The sequence below is a fragment of the Tomitella gaofuii genome (genome assembly GCF_014126825.1).
Classification (GTDB): domain Bacteria; phylum Actinomycetota; class Actinomycetes; order Mycobacteriales; family Mycobacteriaceae; genus Tomitella; species Tomitella gaofuii.
This window is the reverse complement of the sequence record NZ_CP059900.1, coordinates 448,135-465,841: the sequence shown is the minus strand read 5'-3', so window position 1 is coordinate 465,841 and position 17,707 is coordinate 448,135. Positions and strand designations below refer to the sequence as shown.

The 17,707-nt window shown below is 70.4% G+C and carries 18 protein-coding genes; 7 read left to right on the top strand and 11 right to left on the bottom strand.

Translation table 11 applies throughout. The annotated features are described in order from the left end of the window. Nucleotides 1–519 (bottom strand): LpqN/LpqT family lipoprotein, encoded by a 519-nt coding sequence (locus H4F70_RS02220; protein ID WP_182347197.1) that lies wholly within the window; start codon nucleotides 517–519, stop codon nucleotides 1–3. A gap of 133 nt (nucleotides 520–652) precedes the next feature. Here H4F70_RS02220 and H4F70_RS02215 point away from each other — a divergent pair, with 133 nt between their 5' ends. Beyond that, complete coding sequence (locus H4F70_RS02215) at nucleotides 653–2,299, top strand: flavin-containing monooxygenase (RefSeq protein ID WP_182358877.1); 1,647 nt, start codon at nucleotides 653–655, stop codon at nucleotides 2,297–2,299. Here H4F70_RS02215 and H4F70_RS02210 read toward each other — a convergent pair. Next, nucleotides 2,292–3,317, bottom strand: coding sequence for a linear amide C-N hydrolase (locus H4F70_RS02210; RefSeq protein ID WP_182358876.1), 1,026 nt, complete (start codon nucleotides 3,315–3,317; stop codon nucleotides 2,292–2,294). The genes H4F70_RS02215 and H4F70_RS02210 overlap by 8 nt on opposite strands. 350 nt (nucleotides 3,318–3,667) lie before the next feature. Here H4F70_RS02210 and H4F70_RS02205 point away from each other — a divergent pair, with 350 nt between their 5' ends. Beyond that, nucleotides 3,668–4,900, top strand: coding sequence for a metal-dependent hydrolase family protein (locus H4F70_RS02205; protein ID WP_276520951.1), 1,233 nt, complete (start codon nucleotides 3,668–3,670; stop codon nucleotides 4,898–4,900). 113 nt (nucleotides 4,901–5,013) lie between these two features. Beyond that, entirely contained in the window at nucleotides 5,014–5,790 is a 777-nt protein-coding gene (locus H4F70_RS02200) for a histidine phosphatase family protein (RefSeq protein ID WP_182358875.1), read from the top strand. Nucleotides 5,791–5,814: 24 nt separating this feature from the next. Here the strand turns inward: H4F70_RS02200 and H4F70_RS02195 are convergent, their stop codons facing one another. Continuing rightward, on the bottom strand, nucleotides 5,815–6,612 hold the full coding sequence (locus H4F70_RS02195; protein ID WP_182358874.1) for an IclR family transcriptional regulator: 798 nt from the start codon (nucleotides 6,610–6,612) through the stop codon (nucleotides 5,815–5,817). Between the two features lie 137 nt (nucleotides 6,613–6,749). Continuing rightward, complete coding sequence (locus H4F70_RS02190) at nucleotides 6,750–7,418, bottom strand: PadR family transcriptional regulator (RefSeq protein ID WP_235681288.1); 669 nt, start codon at nucleotides 7,416–7,418, stop codon at nucleotides 6,750–6,752. A gap of 169 nt (nucleotides 7,419–7,587) precedes the next feature. Between H4F70_RS02190 and H4F70_RS02185 the strand changes: the two genes are divergently transcribed. After that, nucleotides 7,588–9,291, top strand: coding sequence for a 3-ketosteroid-delta-1-dehydrogenase (locus tag H4F70_RS02185; RefSeq protein ID WP_182358873.1), 1,704 nt, complete (start codon nucleotides 7,588–7,590; stop codon nucleotides 9,289–9,291). Between the two features lie 58 nt (nucleotides 9,292–9,349). Here the strand turns inward: H4F70_RS02185 and H4F70_RS02180 are convergent, their stop codons facing one another. Continuing rightward, entirely contained in the window at nucleotides 9,350–10,168 is an 819-nt protein-coding gene (locus tag H4F70_RS02180; protein ID WP_182358872.1) for a mycofactocin-coupled SDR family oxidoreductase, read from the bottom strand. Between the two features lie 140 nt (nucleotides 10,169–10,308). Here H4F70_RS02180 and H4F70_RS02175 point away from each other — a divergent pair, with 140 nt between their 5' ends. Both H4F70_RS02175 and H4F70_RS02170 read left to right on the top strand, forming a co-directional pair. After that, a complete protein-coding gene (locus tag H4F70_RS02175; protein ID WP_182358871.1) occupies nucleotides 10,309–10,653 on the top strand; it encodes a hypothetical protein in 345 nt (114 codons plus the stop codon). Next, complete coding sequence (locus H4F70_RS02170; protein ID WP_235681287.1) at nucleotides 10,650–11,309, top strand: Dabb family protein; 660 nt, start codon at nucleotides 10,650–10,652, stop codon at nucleotides 11,307–11,309. Before H4F70_RS02175 ends, H4F70_RS02170 begins: the two co-directional genes overlap by 4 nt. On the opposite strand, the gene H4F70_RS20935 is transcribed toward H4F70_RS02170, so the two are convergent. From H4F70_RS20935 to H4F70_RS02155, 3 genes are read right to left on the bottom strand one after another with little or no spacing between them, the layout of a single operon-like run. Then, nucleotides 11,285–12,214 carry a nuclear transport factor 2 family protein gene (locus H4F70_RS20935; protein ID WP_308316920.1) on the bottom strand — a complete coding sequence of 310 codons (930 nt, stop codon included), beginning with the start codon at nucleotides 12,212–12,214 and terminating at the stop codon, nucleotides 11,285–11,287. The two genes, H4F70_RS02170 and H4F70_RS20935, sit on opposite strands and share 25 nt — an antisense overlap. A 58-nt stretch (nucleotides 12,215–12,272) precedes the next feature. Next, on the bottom strand, nucleotides 12,273–12,701 hold the full coding sequence (locus H4F70_RS02160) for a nuclear transport factor 2 family protein (protein ID WP_182358870.1): 429 nt from the start codon (nucleotides 12,699–12,701) through the stop codon (nucleotides 12,273–12,275). Then, nucleotides 12,698–14,197: an FAD-dependent oxidoreductase gene (locus H4F70_RS02155; protein WP_182358869.1), complete on the bottom strand. Its 1,500-nt coding sequence runs from the start codon at nucleotides 14,195–14,197 to the stop codon at nucleotides 12,698–12,700. Before H4F70_RS02155 ends, H4F70_RS02160 begins: the two co-directional genes overlap by 4 nt. Nucleotides 14,198–14,303: 106 nt before the next feature. Between H4F70_RS02155 and H4F70_RS02150 the strand changes: the two genes are divergently transcribed. Next, entirely contained in the window at nucleotides 14,304–14,801 is a 498-nt protein-coding gene (locus tag H4F70_RS02150) for a nuclear transport factor 2 family protein (protein WP_182358868.1), read from the top strand. A 176-nt stretch (nucleotides 14,802–14,977) separates the two neighbouring features. Here H4F70_RS02150 and H4F70_RS02145 read toward each other — a convergent pair whose 3' ends face one another. From H4F70_RS02145 to H4F70_RS02135, 3 genes are all read right to left on the bottom strand, one after another. After that, the gene (locus tag H4F70_RS02145) at nucleotides 14,978–15,838 is read right to left on the bottom strand and encodes an alpha/beta fold hydrolase (RefSeq protein ID WP_182358867.1); all 861 of its coding nucleotides are present in this window, start codon (nucleotides 15,836–15,838) and stop codon (nucleotides 14,978–14,980) included. Between the two features lie 147 nt (nucleotides 15,839–15,985). Beyond that, complete coding sequence (locus H4F70_RS02140; RefSeq protein WP_182358866.1) at nucleotides 15,986–16,792, bottom strand: SDR family NAD(P)-dependent oxidoreductase; 807 nt, start codon at nucleotides 16,790–16,792, stop codon at nucleotides 15,986–15,988. Then, nucleotides 16,789–17,700 (bottom strand): NAD-dependent epimerase/dehydratase family protein, encoded by a 912-nt coding sequence (locus H4F70_RS02135; RefSeq protein WP_182358865.1) that lies wholly within the window; start codon nucleotides 17,698–17,700, stop codon nucleotides 16,789–16,791. Before H4F70_RS02135 ends, H4F70_RS02140 begins: the two co-directional genes overlap by 4 nt. Between the last annotated feature and the right edge of the window lie 7 nt (nucleotides 17,701–17,707).

Here is a 17,707-nt window from a genome sequence, read left to right as displayed (position 1 = left end):
TCAGTCCTCCACGCGCAGGCCCGCCACCATCTCGTCCACCCCGTCGAGCATGTCGACGGCGGCCGCCTCGATGGTCGCGGTGAGCTGCGCCAGATGCTGTCCCGCCTCGCGCTCGGTGAGCAGGTAGACCGTGGTGACGCACACCGTCCGGCCGTCGGCCTCATACGTGCCGCGGATGACCGCCCGCGTGCCCGCCTCCACCGGTTCGACCCGCGCGATCGCCTCGCTCCACCCCGGCATCCGGCGCGCGTCGCCCACCGCACACTCCATGAACCCGGCGGCATCCACGGACCCGACCAGCGTGTTGTCGACCAACACCGCGTTCGGCGACCAGCCGTCGCGCGAACGATCCACCGCTGCAAGCACCTGGCGTGCGCCGGGCAGCACCTCCGGCCCGAGCACCGTCCACCCCTCGGGCGCCGGCACCGCGGCCGCCGGCAGGGACACGTCGGCGGGACGGAACCCGATGCCCGCCTCCTCGAGAAATTGCTGAATCGTGGGCGTTCCGTTGTCGCTCATGCCCACCATTGTCCATGCGCCGCCATGCGACGCGCGTGCCGCGTGGTGGGAGGAACCGTTCCACGCCGCGCGGCGCTGATATACCGTTTAGGCATATTGACTGTGGCGTACGTCTCGAATGCGAGGAACCATCATGACCGGACCGGAAGCTTCCAGCCCCGCCGCCACGGGCGGTGACAGCGACGTGGACGTCGTGATCGTCGGCGCCGGCATCGCGGGCATGTACGCGGTCCACCGCCTGCGGGGCGACGGGCTGACCTTACAGGCATTCGAGGCGGGGGCCGACGTGGGCGGCACCTGGCACCACAACCGCTATCCCGGGGCGCGCTGCGACGTCGAAAGCGTCGACTATTCCTACTCCTTCTCCGACGAGCTCCAGCAGGAGTGGGACTGGTCCGAGCGCTACGCCACGCAGCCGGAGATCCTGCGCTACCTGCACCACGTGGCCGACCGCTTCGACCTGCGGCGCAGCATCGCATTCCACACGCGCGTCACCGCGGCCCACTACGACGAGAACGCCAACCTGTGGACGGTCACCACCGACGCCGGCACGACCACGACCTGCCGGTTCTGCGTGTTCGCCAGCGGCTCGCTGTCCGCCGTCAACTACCCGGACATCCCCGGGCGCGAGAGCTTCGCCGGCACCGTTCTGCACACCGCCGCCTGGCCCCACGAGGGCGTCGACCTCACCGGCCGGCGCGTCGGCGTCATCGGCACCGGCTCGTCCGGCATCCAGCTGGTCCCCGAGGTGGCGCGCGAGGCCGCACACGTGACCGTCTTCCAGCGCACGCCCAACTATTCGATCCCCGCCGCCAACCGGCCCACCGACGACGACGAGCGGCGTGCACAGAAGGCCGGGTACGCGGAACGCCGCCGCAAGTCCCGGCTCAGCGGCGGCGGCTCGCCGTTCGTCCCGCACGACAAGAACACCCTCGAGGTCGACGACGCCGAGCGCGAACGCGTCTACGAGCACTACTGGACGCTCGGGGGCGTGCTGTTCTCCAAGGCTTTCCCCGACCAGATGCGCAACGAGGACGCCAACGCGCTGGCCCGCGACTTCGCCGAGCGCAAGATCCGCGCCGTCGTCGACGACCCGGCGGTGGCCGACGAGCTGATCCCCACCGACCACCCCATCGGCACCAAGCGCATCGTCACCGACTCCGGCTACTTCCAGACCTACAACCGTGACAACGTCGACCTGGTGAACCTGCGCCGCACGCCGATCGAGCGCATCACCCCGTCCGGCATCGACACCGCGGACCCCGGCGGCGGCACCACAATGCGCGACCTGGACGTGCTCATCTTCGCCACCGGATTCGACGCGGTCACCGGCGCCATGGACCGCATCGACATCCGCGGCAGCGGCGGCCTAACCATCCACGACGCGTGGGCCGACGGGGTGCAGAGCTACCTGGGGCTGCAGGTGGCAGGATTCCCGAATCTGTTCACCGTCAACGGCCCCGGCAGCCCGGGAGTGCTCGCCAACATGGTGCTCACCTCCGAGGACCACGTGGACTGGATCGCCGGCACCATCGGGCATCTACGCAGCAAGGGCCTGGAATCGATCGAACCGGACCCCGAGGCCGAGCAGGCGTGGATGCAGCGGTGCGGACAGCTGGCCGCCCAGACGCTGTTCCCCCGCGCGGACTCCTGGTACATGGGCGCCAACATCCCCGGCAAGCCGCGCGTGTTCATGCTCTACAGCGCAGGGTTCGGCAAGTACCGCGAGGAACTGGCCGAGATCACCGACGCCGGCTACAAGGGGTTCCAGCTCAGGTGAGCGGCGCGGCGGACTCGCCCATCTTCTCCAGCAGCGCGAAGGACAGGAACGTCATCGGCCCTTTGTCCTCGAAACGCCCGCTGACGTTTCCGGCGAGCCCGCCCTGCACCGCCGGCTCCCCCACCAGGTCGAGTTTGAGCTGCGGGCTCCCCGGGGAGAAGTCGAGCTCGTCCAGGTCGGTCCACACGATGTTCGGCCGGGTGGTCGATCCGTAGACGTAGCGGCGGTTCGTCAGGTCGGTCACGGTCTGCCAGATCGTCTGCGACGCATCGGGCTTGCCGGGATCGGGGATGCGGAACGGCTGCGCGGCATTGCGGATCACGCTGAACATCGCGGCGATCGCCTCCAGCTGATCCTTCGGACGGTCGAGGCGCCCCACGTAGTAGGTGGCCCGCGCGAAGCGGTCCTGCGCGTCCGTCGACCCCGGCAACGGCGCGTCACCGCCGAGGCCCGCGAATCGCTGGACGAGTTCCAGCTGACGCTCGTAGGTGGGCGAATTGGTCATCACCCGGTATTCAGGGCTGTGGTAGATCCGCGGATGGCCGTCCACGTACTCGATGATCGCGGAATCGCCGGTCTCATCGTCGAGCGCCACATGGATCGCAGGAGGCCCACCGCCCGTCGGATCCGGCATCTGCACCACTTGGACGTCGTTGCCCTCCACCCAGGCGACCGCGTCGGCGACGGTGGCGAAATTATCGAGGAAATACTGCAGCCAGATCGCCTGCGACAATTGCGTGCGGGATCCATCCCGCATCCCGTAATCGGATTCCGCCAGCCACAACACGTGTCCCGCAAGACCCGCCTCGTTGAGACCGTCCACGGAGATCATGTCGAATGCGGCCGCGATCACGCTCCCGTACTTCGCGGTCCACTGCAGGTTTCCCTCGACGCCGTCATCGCGGCGCACTCCGCGTGGCAGTTTCCACAGATTCGTCATCAAATCCTTATGGAAGTCCATATTGCGACCGACGACCACGGCGCCGTTCGCCTCAGACCACATCACACGTGTGCACATAGGCTTCCCACCAATACCGGTCGATGGACATCCTCGACAACGACGTCGTCGCCATCCGCCCGGATCCTAAGCCGCCTTCGGCAACCGCGTCCCGGTTTCCGCGGTCTGCCCGACCGATCACGCCGGATTCCCGGAGTACGGCCACGACCTGCGCCGCCGGTGTTAGCGTGTGCCTCAACGTCGGGTCACTGGGATCGCATCCACCGCTGCGCAGCATGCCGAAGAGGGGATTTTCACCTGGCAGCGAGAACCTGCACAGACAGACTCCCGCATATTCTCGGGAATTCTCCCGGCCGCGGCCCGCCGGGATCGTTCGCACACGACAATCAGACAGGGAAAAGGGGATCCAGATGATCGTTCTGCACAACGCTCGCCTCATCGACGGCAACGGCGGCGAGCCCGTGCCCGACGCCACGGTGCAGATCGCCGACGGCACGATCGCCTATGCGGGCCCCTCGTCGGGGGCTCCGGCGGTCGAGGACGACCACGCCCCGGTGGCGGTGGACCTGCAGGGCAACACCGTCTGCCCGGGCTTCTTCGACGTCCACGTGCACATGTCGCTGCCGGGCACCAAGGGATCGCCGATCATGGCGGCGATGGTGCCGCCGTCGTACCGCTACTTCCAGCTCATCGACCGCCTCAAAGCCACGGTGGAGGCGGGCGTGACCACCGTGCGCGACCTCATGGGCGTGGATGTCGGCGTGCGGGACGCCGTGGCGCACGGGCTGATCGAGGGCCCGCGTCTGCTCGTGGCGGACAGGATGCTCAGCCAGACAGGCGGACACGCGGATTTCCACGCGCCGTCCGGCGTCGACGGCACCGGGATCATCGGCGGCAGCCTCGTCGACACCCCCGACGAGGCGCGCCTGCGGGCGCGCGAGCTGCTGCGCGAGGGCGTCGACGTCATCAAGGTCGCCTCCAGCGGCGGCGTCAGCTCGCCCAGCGACGACCCGGACTGGCTGGGCGCCCGCGAGGAGCTCGTCGCCGCGCTGGTCGAGGAGGCCGCCAACTACGGCGGCCGTCCGGTGGCCGCGCACGCGATCGGCCTCGCGGGTATCACCGCCGCAGTCAAGGCGGGCGTGCGCAGTATCGAGCACGGCTACGCACTGACGGACGAGTTGCGCAAGGAGATGGTCGAGCGCGGCCAGTACCTGGTGCCGACGCTGCTGGAGACCCTTCACCCGGACACCGCCACACCGCAGGCCGTCGCCAAGAGCACGAAGTGGCACGAGATCGCGCAGGCCTCGATCCGCGCTTCGGTGGAGGCGGGCGTCAAGATCGCCGTCGGCACCGACGCGGGCCTGGTGCCGGACCACGGCACCAACCTGCAGGAGATCGGGCTGCTCGTCAAACACGGGGGGATGACGCCGATGCAGGCGATCGTCGCCGGCACCCGCACGTCGGCCGAGCTGTGCGGCGTCGACAGCACGCTCGGCACCCTCGAGGCCGGCAAGACCGCCGACGTCGTCGTGGTGAAGGGCGACCCGAGCATCGACGCCGACCTGGTCGGCGACAACGAGAACATCCTGCTGGTGCTCAAGGAGGGCAAGACCAAGAGCAACCGCGGCGGGTTCACAGTGTGACACGAGCCCTGCCCGCCGGTTTCTCCCAACCGGCGGGCGGGGCTGCAGACCCGCACAGAAGCCACGGAATACGGTCGCTGCGAATCAGACCACCTCGAGCAAGGGGCCCGTCCGTGCGCAGAACCATTCCACTCGCCCTCGCCGCTGCCGCCGCGTCCGCGTGCGTCCTCGTGGCACCGGCCGGCGCAGCGCCGACCGCCGGGCCGCTCGGCTCGATCGCCGACCTGCCCGGATTCGGCAGCATCGCACAGCAACCCGGCGGAGAGAAGTCCATCACCTTCGTCCGCCATGGCGAGTCCTACGGCAACGTCTCCGGCTATCTCCACACCGACGTCCCCGGCCCCTATCTCACGGACACGGGGGTGCAGCAGGCGGAGGCCAAAGCCCAGGAACTCGCGGCGGAGGGCTACGACTGCGTGTTCGCCTCCAACCTGGTGCGCGCCCAGCAGACCGCCGCACCCACAGCCGCGCTGCTGGACGTGCCGGTGCGGATCCTCCCGGGACTCAGGGAGGTCGAGGGCGGCGCCTACGAATCGATGCCCGTGCAGGGCCGCGACAACAAGTACGTCGACGTGCTCATGGCGTGGATCATCGACGGCGACCTCGATGCGGCCGTCCCCGGCGGCGAGAACGGCCACGAGTTCATGGACCGGACCGACGCCGCCGTCCAGGCCATCTACGACTCGGGTTGCGAGAAGCCCGTCGCCTTCGCGCACGGCGGCATGATCATGGCCTGGGCTGCGAACGGGACCGGGAACTTCGCGCCGGACATGGTGATCGAACGCCCGCTGGGCAACACCGACGAGGTGCGCGTCTCCGGCTCTCCCGGCGACTGGGCCATCGCCGAGTGGAACGGCGTGCCGGCCGGCACCGCCCCGGCCGGCGGATGACCCCGCGGTCGCCCCGGCCCGCTCCTACGCGGTCAGCCGCGCCTGGGCCGGGGTGGTCACACCGCCCAGTGCGCGCGAGATCGTTCCCGCGGCGACCCGCAACGGTGAGATCGCCCGCGGGTCCAAGCGCACATGCCGGTTGGGGGCGCACAGCGAGATCGCCGCGGTCGCCTCCCCGATGCGTCCGATCGGTGCCGCCACACAGCTGTAGCCGTGCGGCGCCGACGACGTGACGCGCGCGACGCCTTCCCGCACGATCCGCGCGTCCGCGGCGGGATCCATGCGCGGGTCCCCGCGCCCGGCCAGCAGCACCGCGCCGAGGGCCGTGCCGACGGCCGGCCGACGCCCGCCGACCTGTGTGGGCACCGCCTGCACCAGCCGGCCGCCGATCTTGTCGAGGTAGAGGATGTCGACCCCGCCCGGCCCCTCGATCATCCCCAGGTGCACGACCAGCCGGGTGGCCGCATGCAGCTCGTACATCACCGGCAGCGCGGCGGCGTGCAGCTCGTCCTGGTTGACTGCGAGCGCACCGAGCTCCAGCAGACGGAACCCCAGGCGGTAGCGGCGGCCCGAGCGGTGCATCCACCGCATGCGCACCAGCTGCTCCAGCATGCGATGCACCGACGAGCGCGGCAGCGCGGTGCGGCGCACGACATCGGCCAGGGTGAGCCCGGAGGCGGCCTCGCCGTCCTCGAACGCATCGAGCACCACGGAGACACGCTCGAGAAGTGCCGTGGGGGTGTCGCCGCGCCGGGCACCGCCGCCCGCGCGGACGGTCTCCGAACGATCCTGCAGGGCCACATCTGTCATGAGGTCTGTCATCGCATCTCCCGAGTCTCGACGGCGGCTCGCTGTCCCCCGACGTCCGCGAGCGATATTCCTGATCGGTATATGCCTAACAGTAATATAAAACTCGGCCGATGTGTAGCCCACCTCACATGCGCGGTGGCGGCGATCCGTCAGGCCCGGCTCTTCCAGTGCCCGGGCTCCACGGGGATCGGCAGGCCGGTGCCCTCCTGCTTGGCGGCCGAATCGAAGCGGGCACCGGCGGCGTCGATCTGCTCGAGCAGCTCCTCCGCCAGCAAGATCTCGCTGTCGTAGTGGCGCCGCGACCACTCCATGACGATCTGCGTGTACGCCCACGACGGCTCGCGGCGCGCGTTCTGCGCCCGCTCGGCCGCCCCGTCCCGCAGCGCCGTCATCTGCTCGATATGCGCGCGCACCATCTCCTTGAGCCGCACCGGATCGCTCAGATGCCCCATCCACAGGTGCAGCATCGTCGCATGCTTCAGCACGGGCCTGTCCACCTCGGACTCCCGGGCCCAGCGGCGCAACGCTGCGAGCCCCGCCGGGGTGATCGTGTAGACCCGCCGGTTCCGGGCGCCCCCGTCGCCGTTGTCGGACTCGACGAAGCCGTGCTTCTCGAGACGCTTGAGCTCGGAATACACCTGACTGAACGACGGCGACCAGTAAAAGTAGTTGAGCGACCAATCCGCCCAGGTCTTGATGTCGTAGCCGGACAGACCCTCGCCGAAGGACAGAGTCCCGAGCACCGCCCAGGCGGTGGCCGGCATCGACGGCAGGCCGTCCTCGTCGGACGGATCGGGAGCATCGTCAGTGGTGGGCACGGGTGAACGCTAACAGCCACTACACCGCATCCGGGCGTCATGCGGGGCTCGTGCCGCCACATGGGAGCTCGGATGTCGGGTTGCGGCGCGCAGGTCTACCGTGACGCCCACATACCTGTGCACCCTGTCACCGCGCCGCCGAAACGCGCCGGCGCCGAAAGAGGATTCCATGGCAACAGCAGCACGCGCCGCCCTTCCCCCCGTCCCCGCGAAGGACATCACCGTCGACCTGCTGGTGATCGGTTCCGGCACCGGCATGGCCGCCGCGCTGACGGCGCACGAGGAGGGCCTGTCGACGCTGGTCGTGGAGAAGACCCCGTACGTGGGCGGGTCCACGGCGCGGTCCGGCGGCGCGTTCTGGGTGCCGGACAACCCGATCCTCAAGAGGGCCGGGGCCGGCGACTCCCTCGACCGCGCCGAGGAATACGTGCGCGCCGTCGTCGACGGCACCGCCCCCGCGGAACGCGGCCAGTCGTTCCTCGATCACGGCACGGCCGCCGTCGAGATGCTGCAGCGGACCACACCGCTCAACCTGTTCTGGTCCAAGGGCTACTCGGACTACCACCCCGAGAAGCCCGGCGGAAACGCCGCCGGCCGCACCTGCGAGAGCCGGCCGTTCGACGCCTCGGTGCTGGGCGAGGAGCGTCCGCGCCTGCGCCCCGGCCAGATGGAGGCGGCGCTGCCGATGCCCATCACCGGCGTCGACTACCGGTGGATGAACCTCATGGTGCGCAAGCCGGGCAAGGCGTTCCCGCGCATCTTCCAGCGCCTGTCGCAGGGTGTGGGCGGCAAGGCGCTCAAGCGCGAGTACATGGCGGGCGGCCAGGCGCTGGCCGCCGGACTGTTCGCCGGCGTGCTGCGCGCGGGGATCCCCGTGTGGACCGAGACCTCGCTGGTGAAGCTGGTCGAGGAGGACGGCCGCGTCACCGGCGCCGTCGTCGAGCAGGGCGGATCCGAGTACACGATCACCACTCGGCGGGGCGTGGTGCTCGCCGCCGGCGGGTTCGACCACGACATGGCGATGCGCCACAAGTTCCAGTCGGAGCGGCTGCACGACAACGAGTCGATGGGCGCCGAGGGCAACACCGGCGACGCCATCCGCGCCGCGCAGGACGTGGGCGCCGGGATCGGCCTGATGGACCAGGCGTGGTGGTTCCCGGCCGTGGCGCCGGCCCGCAGCAGCCACCCGCCCATGGTGATGCTCGCCGAGCGCGCCCTCCCGGGTTCGTTCATCGTCGATCAGACCGGACGCCGGTTCACCAACGAGGCCAAGGACTACATGTCCTTCGGCCAGACGGTGCTGCAGCGCGAACGCGAGGGCGACCCCGTCGAGTCGATGTGGATCATCTTCGACCAGAAGTACCGCAACAGTTACGTCTTCGCCGGAATGCTCTTCCCGCGCATGGCCATCCCCGAGTCCTGGTACAAGGCGGGCACGGCGCACCGCGCCGACGGCCCCGGGGCGCTCGCCGATTCGGTGGGCCTGCCGCGAGAGGCGTTCACCGAGGCGTTCGAGCGTTTCAATGTCTCGGCCGCCGCCGGCAGCGACGAGGACTTCGGCCGCGGCCGCAGCGCCTACGACCGCTACTACGGCGACCCCACGGTGAGCCCCAACCCCAACCTGCGTCCGCTCGACCACGGCCCGTACTACGCCGTGAAGATGACGCTGAGCGACCTGGGCACCTGCGGCGGCGTGCTCGCCGACGACAAAGGCCGGGCGCTGCGCGAGGACGGCACCGCCATCGACGGGCTCTACGCCATCGGCAACACCGCCGCCAACGCGTTCGGCCACTCGTACCCGGGCGCGGGCGCGACGATCGGCCAGGGCATCGTCTACGGCTACATCGCCGCACGCGACGCCGCCGGGAAGTAGGCCGCACCGTCGGCAGCGGGGCCGGACGGATGGCGATCCGTCCGGCCCCGCGCCGCCGTCAGCGGTTTGAGTTGCCGAAGTCCACCGGCACCTGCGCGCCGGTCATGTACTTGGCCTCGTCGCAGCACAGCCACGCCACGACGCCGGCGACATCCTCGGCCTCGAGGATCTCGTAGGGCAGCGAGTTCATGAAGATCGGCGAGAGCGTGTGCGCGTACTTGTCCATCAGCGGGTTCATGTCGGCGGACATGTCCATGCCCGTACGCACTCCCGCCGGGTGCACGGTGTTCACCCGGATCTTGTACTCGCCCAGTTCGTTCGCCATCGTCTTGGCCAGCCCCACGATCCCGAACTTCGTCGCGGTGTAGTGCGCGGTGAACGGCGTGCCCTTGAGGCCCGATTCGGAGCTGGTGAACACCATCGCGCCGCCCTCGCCCTGCTCGATCAGGTACGGGATGGCCGCCTTCGCGGTATTGAACGTGCCGGTGAGGTTGACGTCGATCATCTCTTGCCACTCGGCGGCGGTGATCTCCCAGGACATCCGGCCGACGCAGATGCCGGCGTTGGCGATCACCGCGTCGAGCCGGCCGAATGCATCGGTGCCCGCCTTGAGCGCTGCAGCGAGACCGTCGACGTCGCGGGTGTCGGCGACGGAGGCGACGATCTTCCCGCCGGCCTCCTCCACCAGGCGCACCGTCTCGTCGAGGTCCGCCCGGGTGGCGCCCGGGTAGGACGTCGTCTCGAACTCCGCGCACACGTCCACCGCGATGATGTTCGCGCCCTCGGACGCGAGCCGGACCGCCTCGGCCCGGCCCTGGCCGCGCGCGGCCCCCGTGATGAAGGCGACCTGCCCGTCGAACCGCCTGCTACCGTTCATCGTCGTTCTCCTGTCCTGTCGAATGCGCCGGAAATGTCGTCCACCTCACTTTTCCACGCCATGCCGTGCAGAACACCGCATCCTCCCGCCACCCGGGCGGGGCCGTTCCCGCCGCCGCACCGCGACGGCACGATGCACGCATGGGGACTGCAGTTTTCGTGATCGACCGGGTGGAGACGGCGCCGGGCGCGGGCGAGCGGTTCGTCGCCGCCTACCTGGACGGGTATGCACCCGGCGCCCGCACCCGCGGCATGGTGCTCGACCGGCTGCTGGTGAGTCCGCCGATGTGGCGGGACGACGCGGGCAACACCATCACGGCCACCTGGCGGCTCGACGGCGTGCCCGCATGGTGGGACATGACGCGGGCCGGGCGCGGCGACCCCGGCCTGCGCGCCTGGTGGGACAGCGTCGCCCCGCTGATCGCCGAACGCACGCGGTCCATGGCCGCCGCCGCGCCGGATGTGGACGGACTCTGCGACGTATGACGAGAACAACGGTGCATGACGTGATCCGCATCGTCCACCTGAGCCCCGGCGCGCGGTCAGACGGTACTGCGGTGGAAGAGTTTCGCAGAGCCGCAGCCGATTCCGGCGCCGAGGCCCACGTGGTCGGCGTGCCCTTGGACGGCTCTATCGCCGCCGGCGACGTGATCGTGCGGCTCCGCTATGCCGACCGCGCGTCCTGGGCTGCGGGACGGGGCGCCGTCGACGCGGCGCTCGCCGGGCCTGGCGTCGACCGCGTCCACGGCGCCGAGTTCGGGGCGGGCACGTCCGGAGTGCGCAACGGCGCCGCCGATGCCGCCTGCTACCGGGCGCTGCTACTGCGCGTCGACCCGCGCGCGGAGCCCGCCGAGGTAGCACGGTTCGAGCACGATCTGCTCGCGATGCCGCGGCACATGCCGTCGATCCGTGCGTGGAACCTCGGCCGTGTCGACTCCGCGTGCGGGCCCACCCCGTGGACCCACGTGTGGGAGCAGCGATTCGCCTCGCCTGAGGACGTCACCGGCCAATACCTGGACCACCCCGTGCACTGGGCCGTGGTCGACAGGTGGTTCGACCCCGAATGCCCCGAGTCCATCATCCGTGACCGCATCTGCCACGCGTTCTGCGCGATCGGTCAGGAGCCGCCGGACCGCAGGTGATCGTGCATGTCGCCGGTCAGGTCCAGCATCGAATAGTCGCGTGAGCGGAAGCGCCACGTGCCGCCGGACCGCTCGAACTCGTCGTGGTACCGCCCTGCGGCGATCACCTGCAGCGGAAGTCCGGCCGTCGCCTGCAGCACCGTGTAGTACGAACGCGCGCGGGCGCGGCCCTCCTGCTCGTCGATCTCGAGGATCGGGTTGGAGATCACGTGCTTGGTCCGCGGCGTGCCGTCGTCGTGCAGCCGGACGGTACCGCGCCACACGGCGAGGATCCCCGCAGCGTCCAGCTCACGCTTACCGGCATGGATCGTCGCGTGGCGGAACAGCTCGGAGGCATCGTCGAGCCGCCCCGAGTCCATGCACTCCGCGTAGCGGTAAAGCAGGTTGGTGATCTCGGTGGCGGCGGATCCGCCGGCCGCAGCGCCCCGGCCCGCGGCCGGCCCCGAGACCTCATAGCCTTCCGGCCCCGCCCCCAGCACCGCCTGCGTGCCGAGCGTTCCCCGCATCGACTTGGTCCGGTGGGTCATCCGCCATTCGCCGTCGACCTTGGCCCACTCGTCGTGGTAATCACCGAGCGTCTGGAAGGACAGGCCGGTCAGCGACCCGGTGCCCAGGTGCAGGTCGGAGACGTAGGCCCGGCTGTGCGCGGTCTCCCCACCGGCCTCGGTATCGACGTCGATGAGCACGTTGGACACGAGGTGCTGCGTGGGCCCGCACTCGTCGAGGAAGCTGCGCATGAGCGCGATCATCTCGGCGCGGCTCTCCAGCCTGCCGGTGCCGAGATCCGCGGTCGCGTTCGGCACCGCGATCCGTTCGATCGCCGCCCAATCCCGCGCATCCATGGCCCGGGCGAACCCGACGATGCCGCGGTAGATGTCGCGCTCATCCGCACTCGCTGTGATCATGGTCACCGACACTAATCCGTCCCCGTCCCCGGCATGGCAGCACTTCCACCGGCCGGGATCATCCCAGCCGGATCACGCGCCGCGCCAGCACCCATCGCCCGTCGATGCTGGTGAACTCGTCCAGGTAGCGCCCCATGTTGACGACGCGGGGCGCCTGGTCGGTGTGCGCGTAGAACCGCCAGAGCGACACGGCTGTCGCCGTTTCCCCGTCTGCGGCGACCGCGATGTCGCTGCAGTCGACGACATGCCGCGTGCCGCTGCCCGCGCCCACCGTCCCGGCCGCGCGCCGCTCCCGGGCGCCCCGGGCGATGTCGTCGATCCCTCGCGCGGTGCGGGCCGCCATCGCGGTCCGCGGATCCTCCGGCATCTCCCACACCGCGTCGGGCGCGAACTGGGCGCAGTACTCCTCCACGGTGCCGTCGTCGGCGAGATGCGCGATGCGGGCGATGAGCGAGCGGATACGTTCCGAGTCGCACGCCCCGGTCACTGCTGCACCCCCGCCGCGGCGCGCCCGGCGCGTCGGCCGAAGAACGTGCCGGGTCCCAGCGAGGTCCCGCTGATGTAGCCACCGCCGTGCAGCCCGGACGACGCCCGGCCCGCCGCGTACAGCCCGGCGACCGGGCCGCCGTCGAGGTCGCGCACACGCCCCTCGGTGTCGGTCGCGAGCCCGCCCAGGGTGAACACCGCGGCACCGTTGCCGCCGACGGCGGCGCCCTCCGGGGGCGCCATGCCCAGGCGTACGTCGATGGCGGCGAACGGCGCCCGCAACGGACGGAGCCACCGCGCCGCCTTGTGGAACCACGGGTCCTCGGCATTCTCGGCATGCCTGTTGTACTCGGCCACCGTGTGCTGCAAGGCGTTCTCCGGCAACCCCATCTCCTTCTCCAGCTCTGCGACGGTCTCCGCGACGTGCGTGGGCCGCAGCCCCCAGCGCTCCGCCTCCGGCACATCCTCGAAGGCCTCCTCGTCGAGCACCACCCACACGTCCATGTTCTGCCGATACAGCGCCTCGATGCCGACGAGCCCCGGATAGACGTCCTCGTTGATGAACCGCTGTCCGTGCCCGTTCACCACGATTCCGCGGGTCATGTACCCGGGGATGGTCTGGATGCCCACCTGTCCGGTCGCCATCCTGCGCACTGCGGCACCGACCGCCTGCGCCATGACGATGCCCAGTCCGTCGTCGCCGCCGTCCGAGACCTTGGCGCTCCCGACCAGTTCGGGCGCATGCTCGGCCAGCATCGCCTCATTGTCGACGAAGCCGCCGGTGGTGAGCACCACGCCGCGCCGGGCGCGGTACGCGTAGTCCTCGCCGAAACGGCGGGCGATCACGCCGCACACGCGCCCCGTGTCGTCGACGATGAGGCGCAGCGCCCGGGTATCGGAGTGCACCTCGGTGCCGGTGCGCGCCGACACGGCCTCGACGAGCCGGTCCATGAGCACCTTGCCGCCGAACCCTTCCGACTGCACACGGTGGCCGCGCGCGGCCGGCGTCGCGTGCTGGTTGTACGGCCAGGCCGCCTCGCCCATCCACATCAGCCCGTCGTCGGTGGGCGGAACCCAGGTGGGACTGTCCCACAGGGAGTTCCTGAACGGGACGCCTTGCGCCACGAGCCATTCGAAATGCTCCAGGCTGCGGTCGCTGTAGAGGCGGATCTTCTCCTCGTCCGCGTCCGGACCGAGCGCGCCGATGAGGTACTCCGCCATGTCCCGCGCCGTGTCGGTGAACCCGCACGCCGCCTGCACCGGGGTGCCGCCGCCGAGGTAGATCTCCCCGCCGGAGAGAGCCGAGGATCCGCCCGGCCCGCTCGCACGCTCGAGGAGCGTGACGGCGGCGCCCGCCTCGGATGCCTCCAGCGCCGCGGCGGCACCCGCGCAGCCGAAGCCGACGACGAGCACGTCGGTCTCGAAGTCGTAGGACCGGATCTCCCCGGCGGGAACGGGTTTGACACTATGCGGGAACTGTGACGTGGGACTCACCATGGCCACAGAATCACACTTCGGGCACTCTGTCGGCCAAGGGGCGTCCCGCAGCACGGGAGAAAGAACCCCACGCCGCAGACCACGCAGACCACGGAAAGGACACACCATGACGGAGGACCGCCTGCGGGCGCTCGAGGAACGGGTCGCGAAACTCGAGGCTCGCGACGCGATCGTCGCACTCAAGCACCGCTACCTGCGCGCCTGCGACGCCAAGGACCCCGAAGGATTCCGCTCGTCGTTCATCGCGAGGGGCGCGGTGATCGACTACGGGCCGCTCGGACGGTTCGAGGACGCCGACGGGATCGCCGCCGTGTACCGCACCATCGCACTGGAGAAGGTCGACGAGGCGTATGTGGTGCTGGACATGCACCACGGCCTGCACCCGGACATCCGACTCACCGGTCCGGACTCCGCCACGGGCCGGTGGACGCTGCGCTTCCGGCAGGTCGACCGGCGCGCCGGGACCGAGTCGGTGAGCGCGATCGAGTACGACGACGAGTACGCGGTCGAGAACGGCGAGTGGAAGATGTCGGCCTGCCGGTCGCGGATCCTGTGGACGGTGACCCGCCCACTGGCCGATGCAGTGGTCACCGATTTCCACTGACGCACGGGCAGGGCCGGGCCGCGACGGACGACCCCGTGCCGGCGAACGGGTGCACTTCGCGCCCTCACCGCTCGGTATGGTTTTCGGTGAATTCCGCCGGATCTGCACCGATTTTCATACCGAGCGGCGCCAGGCAGATGCATCGCCCCGCCCGCCGCGTCACCGCGCCGGTGCCGCTATTCCCGCGTCAGGAACGCCAGCACCGCGGACAGCCACTCGTCGCGCGCCTCGATCATGGTCCAGTGCCCGCAGTTGGGAAGCACGTGCAGCTCGGCGTTCGGGATGTCGCGCATCGGCAGCAGCGCCATGTCGACGGGGCTCACCCTGTCGTCGCGCCCCCACGTGATGAGCGTCGGCGCCTGGATGTCGCCGAACCGTGCCCACAGGGGGACGATCCCCGCCGCCTTCGCCGCCGCGGCCGCCGCCGCGAACGCCTCCGGCGTGTACATCCGTCGCGCGGCTTCGAGCGTCTCCGGCTCCACGGCCAGCTTCCATCGCTCCTCGATGAGCGCCTCGGTGACGGTGGCCGGGTTGTAGACCATCGAGTGCAGCCAAGCGATCAGGCGCTCACGGGTGGGGTCCGCGGTGAACTGCATGAGCAGCTTGATCCCCTCGGAGGGGCTGTGGCTGGTGAGCGGCTTGCCCACGCCGCCGATCGTGACGAGCCTGCGGATCCGCTGCGGCTCGTCGACGGCCACGGTGGCGCCGACGATCCCGCCCATCGAGTTGCCGATCACGTCGACGGCCCCCAGGCCCATGCCGTCGAGGAAGCGTCCCACCGATTCGACGGCCATCTGCATCGGATGGCCTTCACCGGTGTCGGAAATCCCGTACCCCGGGAACTCCAGGATGAGGCATCGGAAGTGCTCGGCCAGCTCGCCGACCACACCGCGGTAGTTCTGCCAGCCCGACACGCCGGGGCCCGAGCCGTGCAGCAACAGCAGCGGCGGGCCGTCGCCGATGTCGTGGTAACGCAGCACGCCGCCGTCCGTCGCCAGCTCGCGCATGGATTCGTCGTGGTCGACCTTCACCGTCATGGCCGCCTCGCTTCCTGTCTCGTCGTTGATGATTCCGCGCCCGGGACCCCGCGGGGGACACGCCGCACGCCATGCTTCCGCGGAACTGCCCGGATGCGGTGCGCGTTCCCGCCGGGCGGCACGCGGCGCCGAAGTCTGCCGGGTTGTTCAGGGGTCGAGCGGCCGATTCACCCAGGTGCCGTCCGGGCGGGCGAACCAGCCGCCCGCCGCGTGGCTGCCGCCGTCGACGTGCACCGTGGTGCCGGTGACGAACCGCGAGAGGTCGGAGGCGAGGAACAGCGCCGGACCTGCGACGTCCTCCGGCCTGCCGGGCCCGCCCAACGGCGCCCACAGCGGCCACCGGTCCCGGTGTGCCTCGGCGACGAGACGCCCGTAGGGGACCTGCGGCGTCTCGATCAAGTCGGGTGCGACGGCGTTGACGCGGATGCCGTCCCGGCCCACCTCCAGGGCAAGGCTGCGCGTGAAGTGGCGCAAGGCCGCCTTGAACGACGCGTACACCGTCTGTCCGGGGATCCCGCGGTGCGCTTCCACCGTCGTCATGTTGATGATCGACCCGCCCCGCCCGCGCGCGGCCATCCCCGGCAGCAGCGCGTGCGTCATGTGCAGCGCGTGGTCGAAGTTGACCGCGCCCAGCCGCGCCCACTCGTCGGGGCCGGCATCGGCGAACGGCGTTGCCGGGCGAAGGAAGTCGCCCACGTTGTTGACCAGGACGTCCACCTCGAACCCGGCGCAGCGTGCGGCGGTGGCGGGGTCCGTCACGTCCGCCTCGACGAGTGCCGCCGACGGGACCCCCTCACCCAGCGCGCCGAGCGCGTCCGCGTCGATGTCCACGGCGACGACGTGTGCTCCGTGCTCGGCGAAAAGGCGGGCCACAGCGGCACCGATCCCCTTCGCGGCGCCCGTGATCAGCGCGGTCTTCCCCTCGAGCAGCCGCCCGGGCCCGAGGACGCTCACGCCGACTCCCGCACCTTGGCCACCATCTCTTCCACCGCCCGCCGCGCGTCGCCCTGCCGGTAGCCCAGCAGCGCGGTCTCCTCCGGATCGGTCCGGTAGGCGATGGTGTTGCCGCGCCCCTGGATGATGAACGGATCCGGCATCATCGGGTGCTCCTCATCCCGCTCGTCGAGCCGCACACCCGAGCCCGCCGCGTCGAAGAACGTCTGGAAGTACTCGCGGAAGCTCCAGTTCGCGTCGCCGATCAGGTACGCCTTCCCCGGCTCGCCTCGGTGCAACGCGCCACCCGCCGCCTCCGACAGGGAGCGCACCGACATGTAGTTGGTCCCGCCGGCCGGCGCGAAGTTCGGCACATCCGGCAGCGCGCCGTCCGCCCACTGCACGAACCGTGCGATGCGCTTGAGCGGCGCACCCGGGATGACGCCGAGGATCGACGGCGGGTTGAGCGTGCACGCGGAGAAGTCCGCGTCGGCGAGCTCCCGGGCGCGCTCGTCCGCCAACGCCCGGCCCCGGACGTACGGGTTCGACTCCACGAGCTCCGGCAGCACCTGGTGGTAGTAGCTGCCCACCTGCACGAACCGGCGCACGCCCGCCTTCTTGGCCAGCGCCGCGAACCGGGGCACCGATTCCACCTGGGTGGACTCCCAGAACTGCGCCGCATCCGCGCCCTTGGGCAGGTGACGCGGGTCGTTGCCGGCGGCGAACACGACGCCCTCGAACGGCTCCAGGTCCGCCTCCGCGAAGTCGCCCCGCGTGTAATCGCCGCGGATCACCGGGAACTGCGCGGCCACCGATCCCGCGGCCGGATCGCTGCGCGCGGCCAGCGTCACCTCGTCGCCGATCCCCCGCAGGTGCGTGGCGAAATGCGTGCCGATCATGCCGGTGCCTCCGACGACCAGAACCTTCACGATGCCT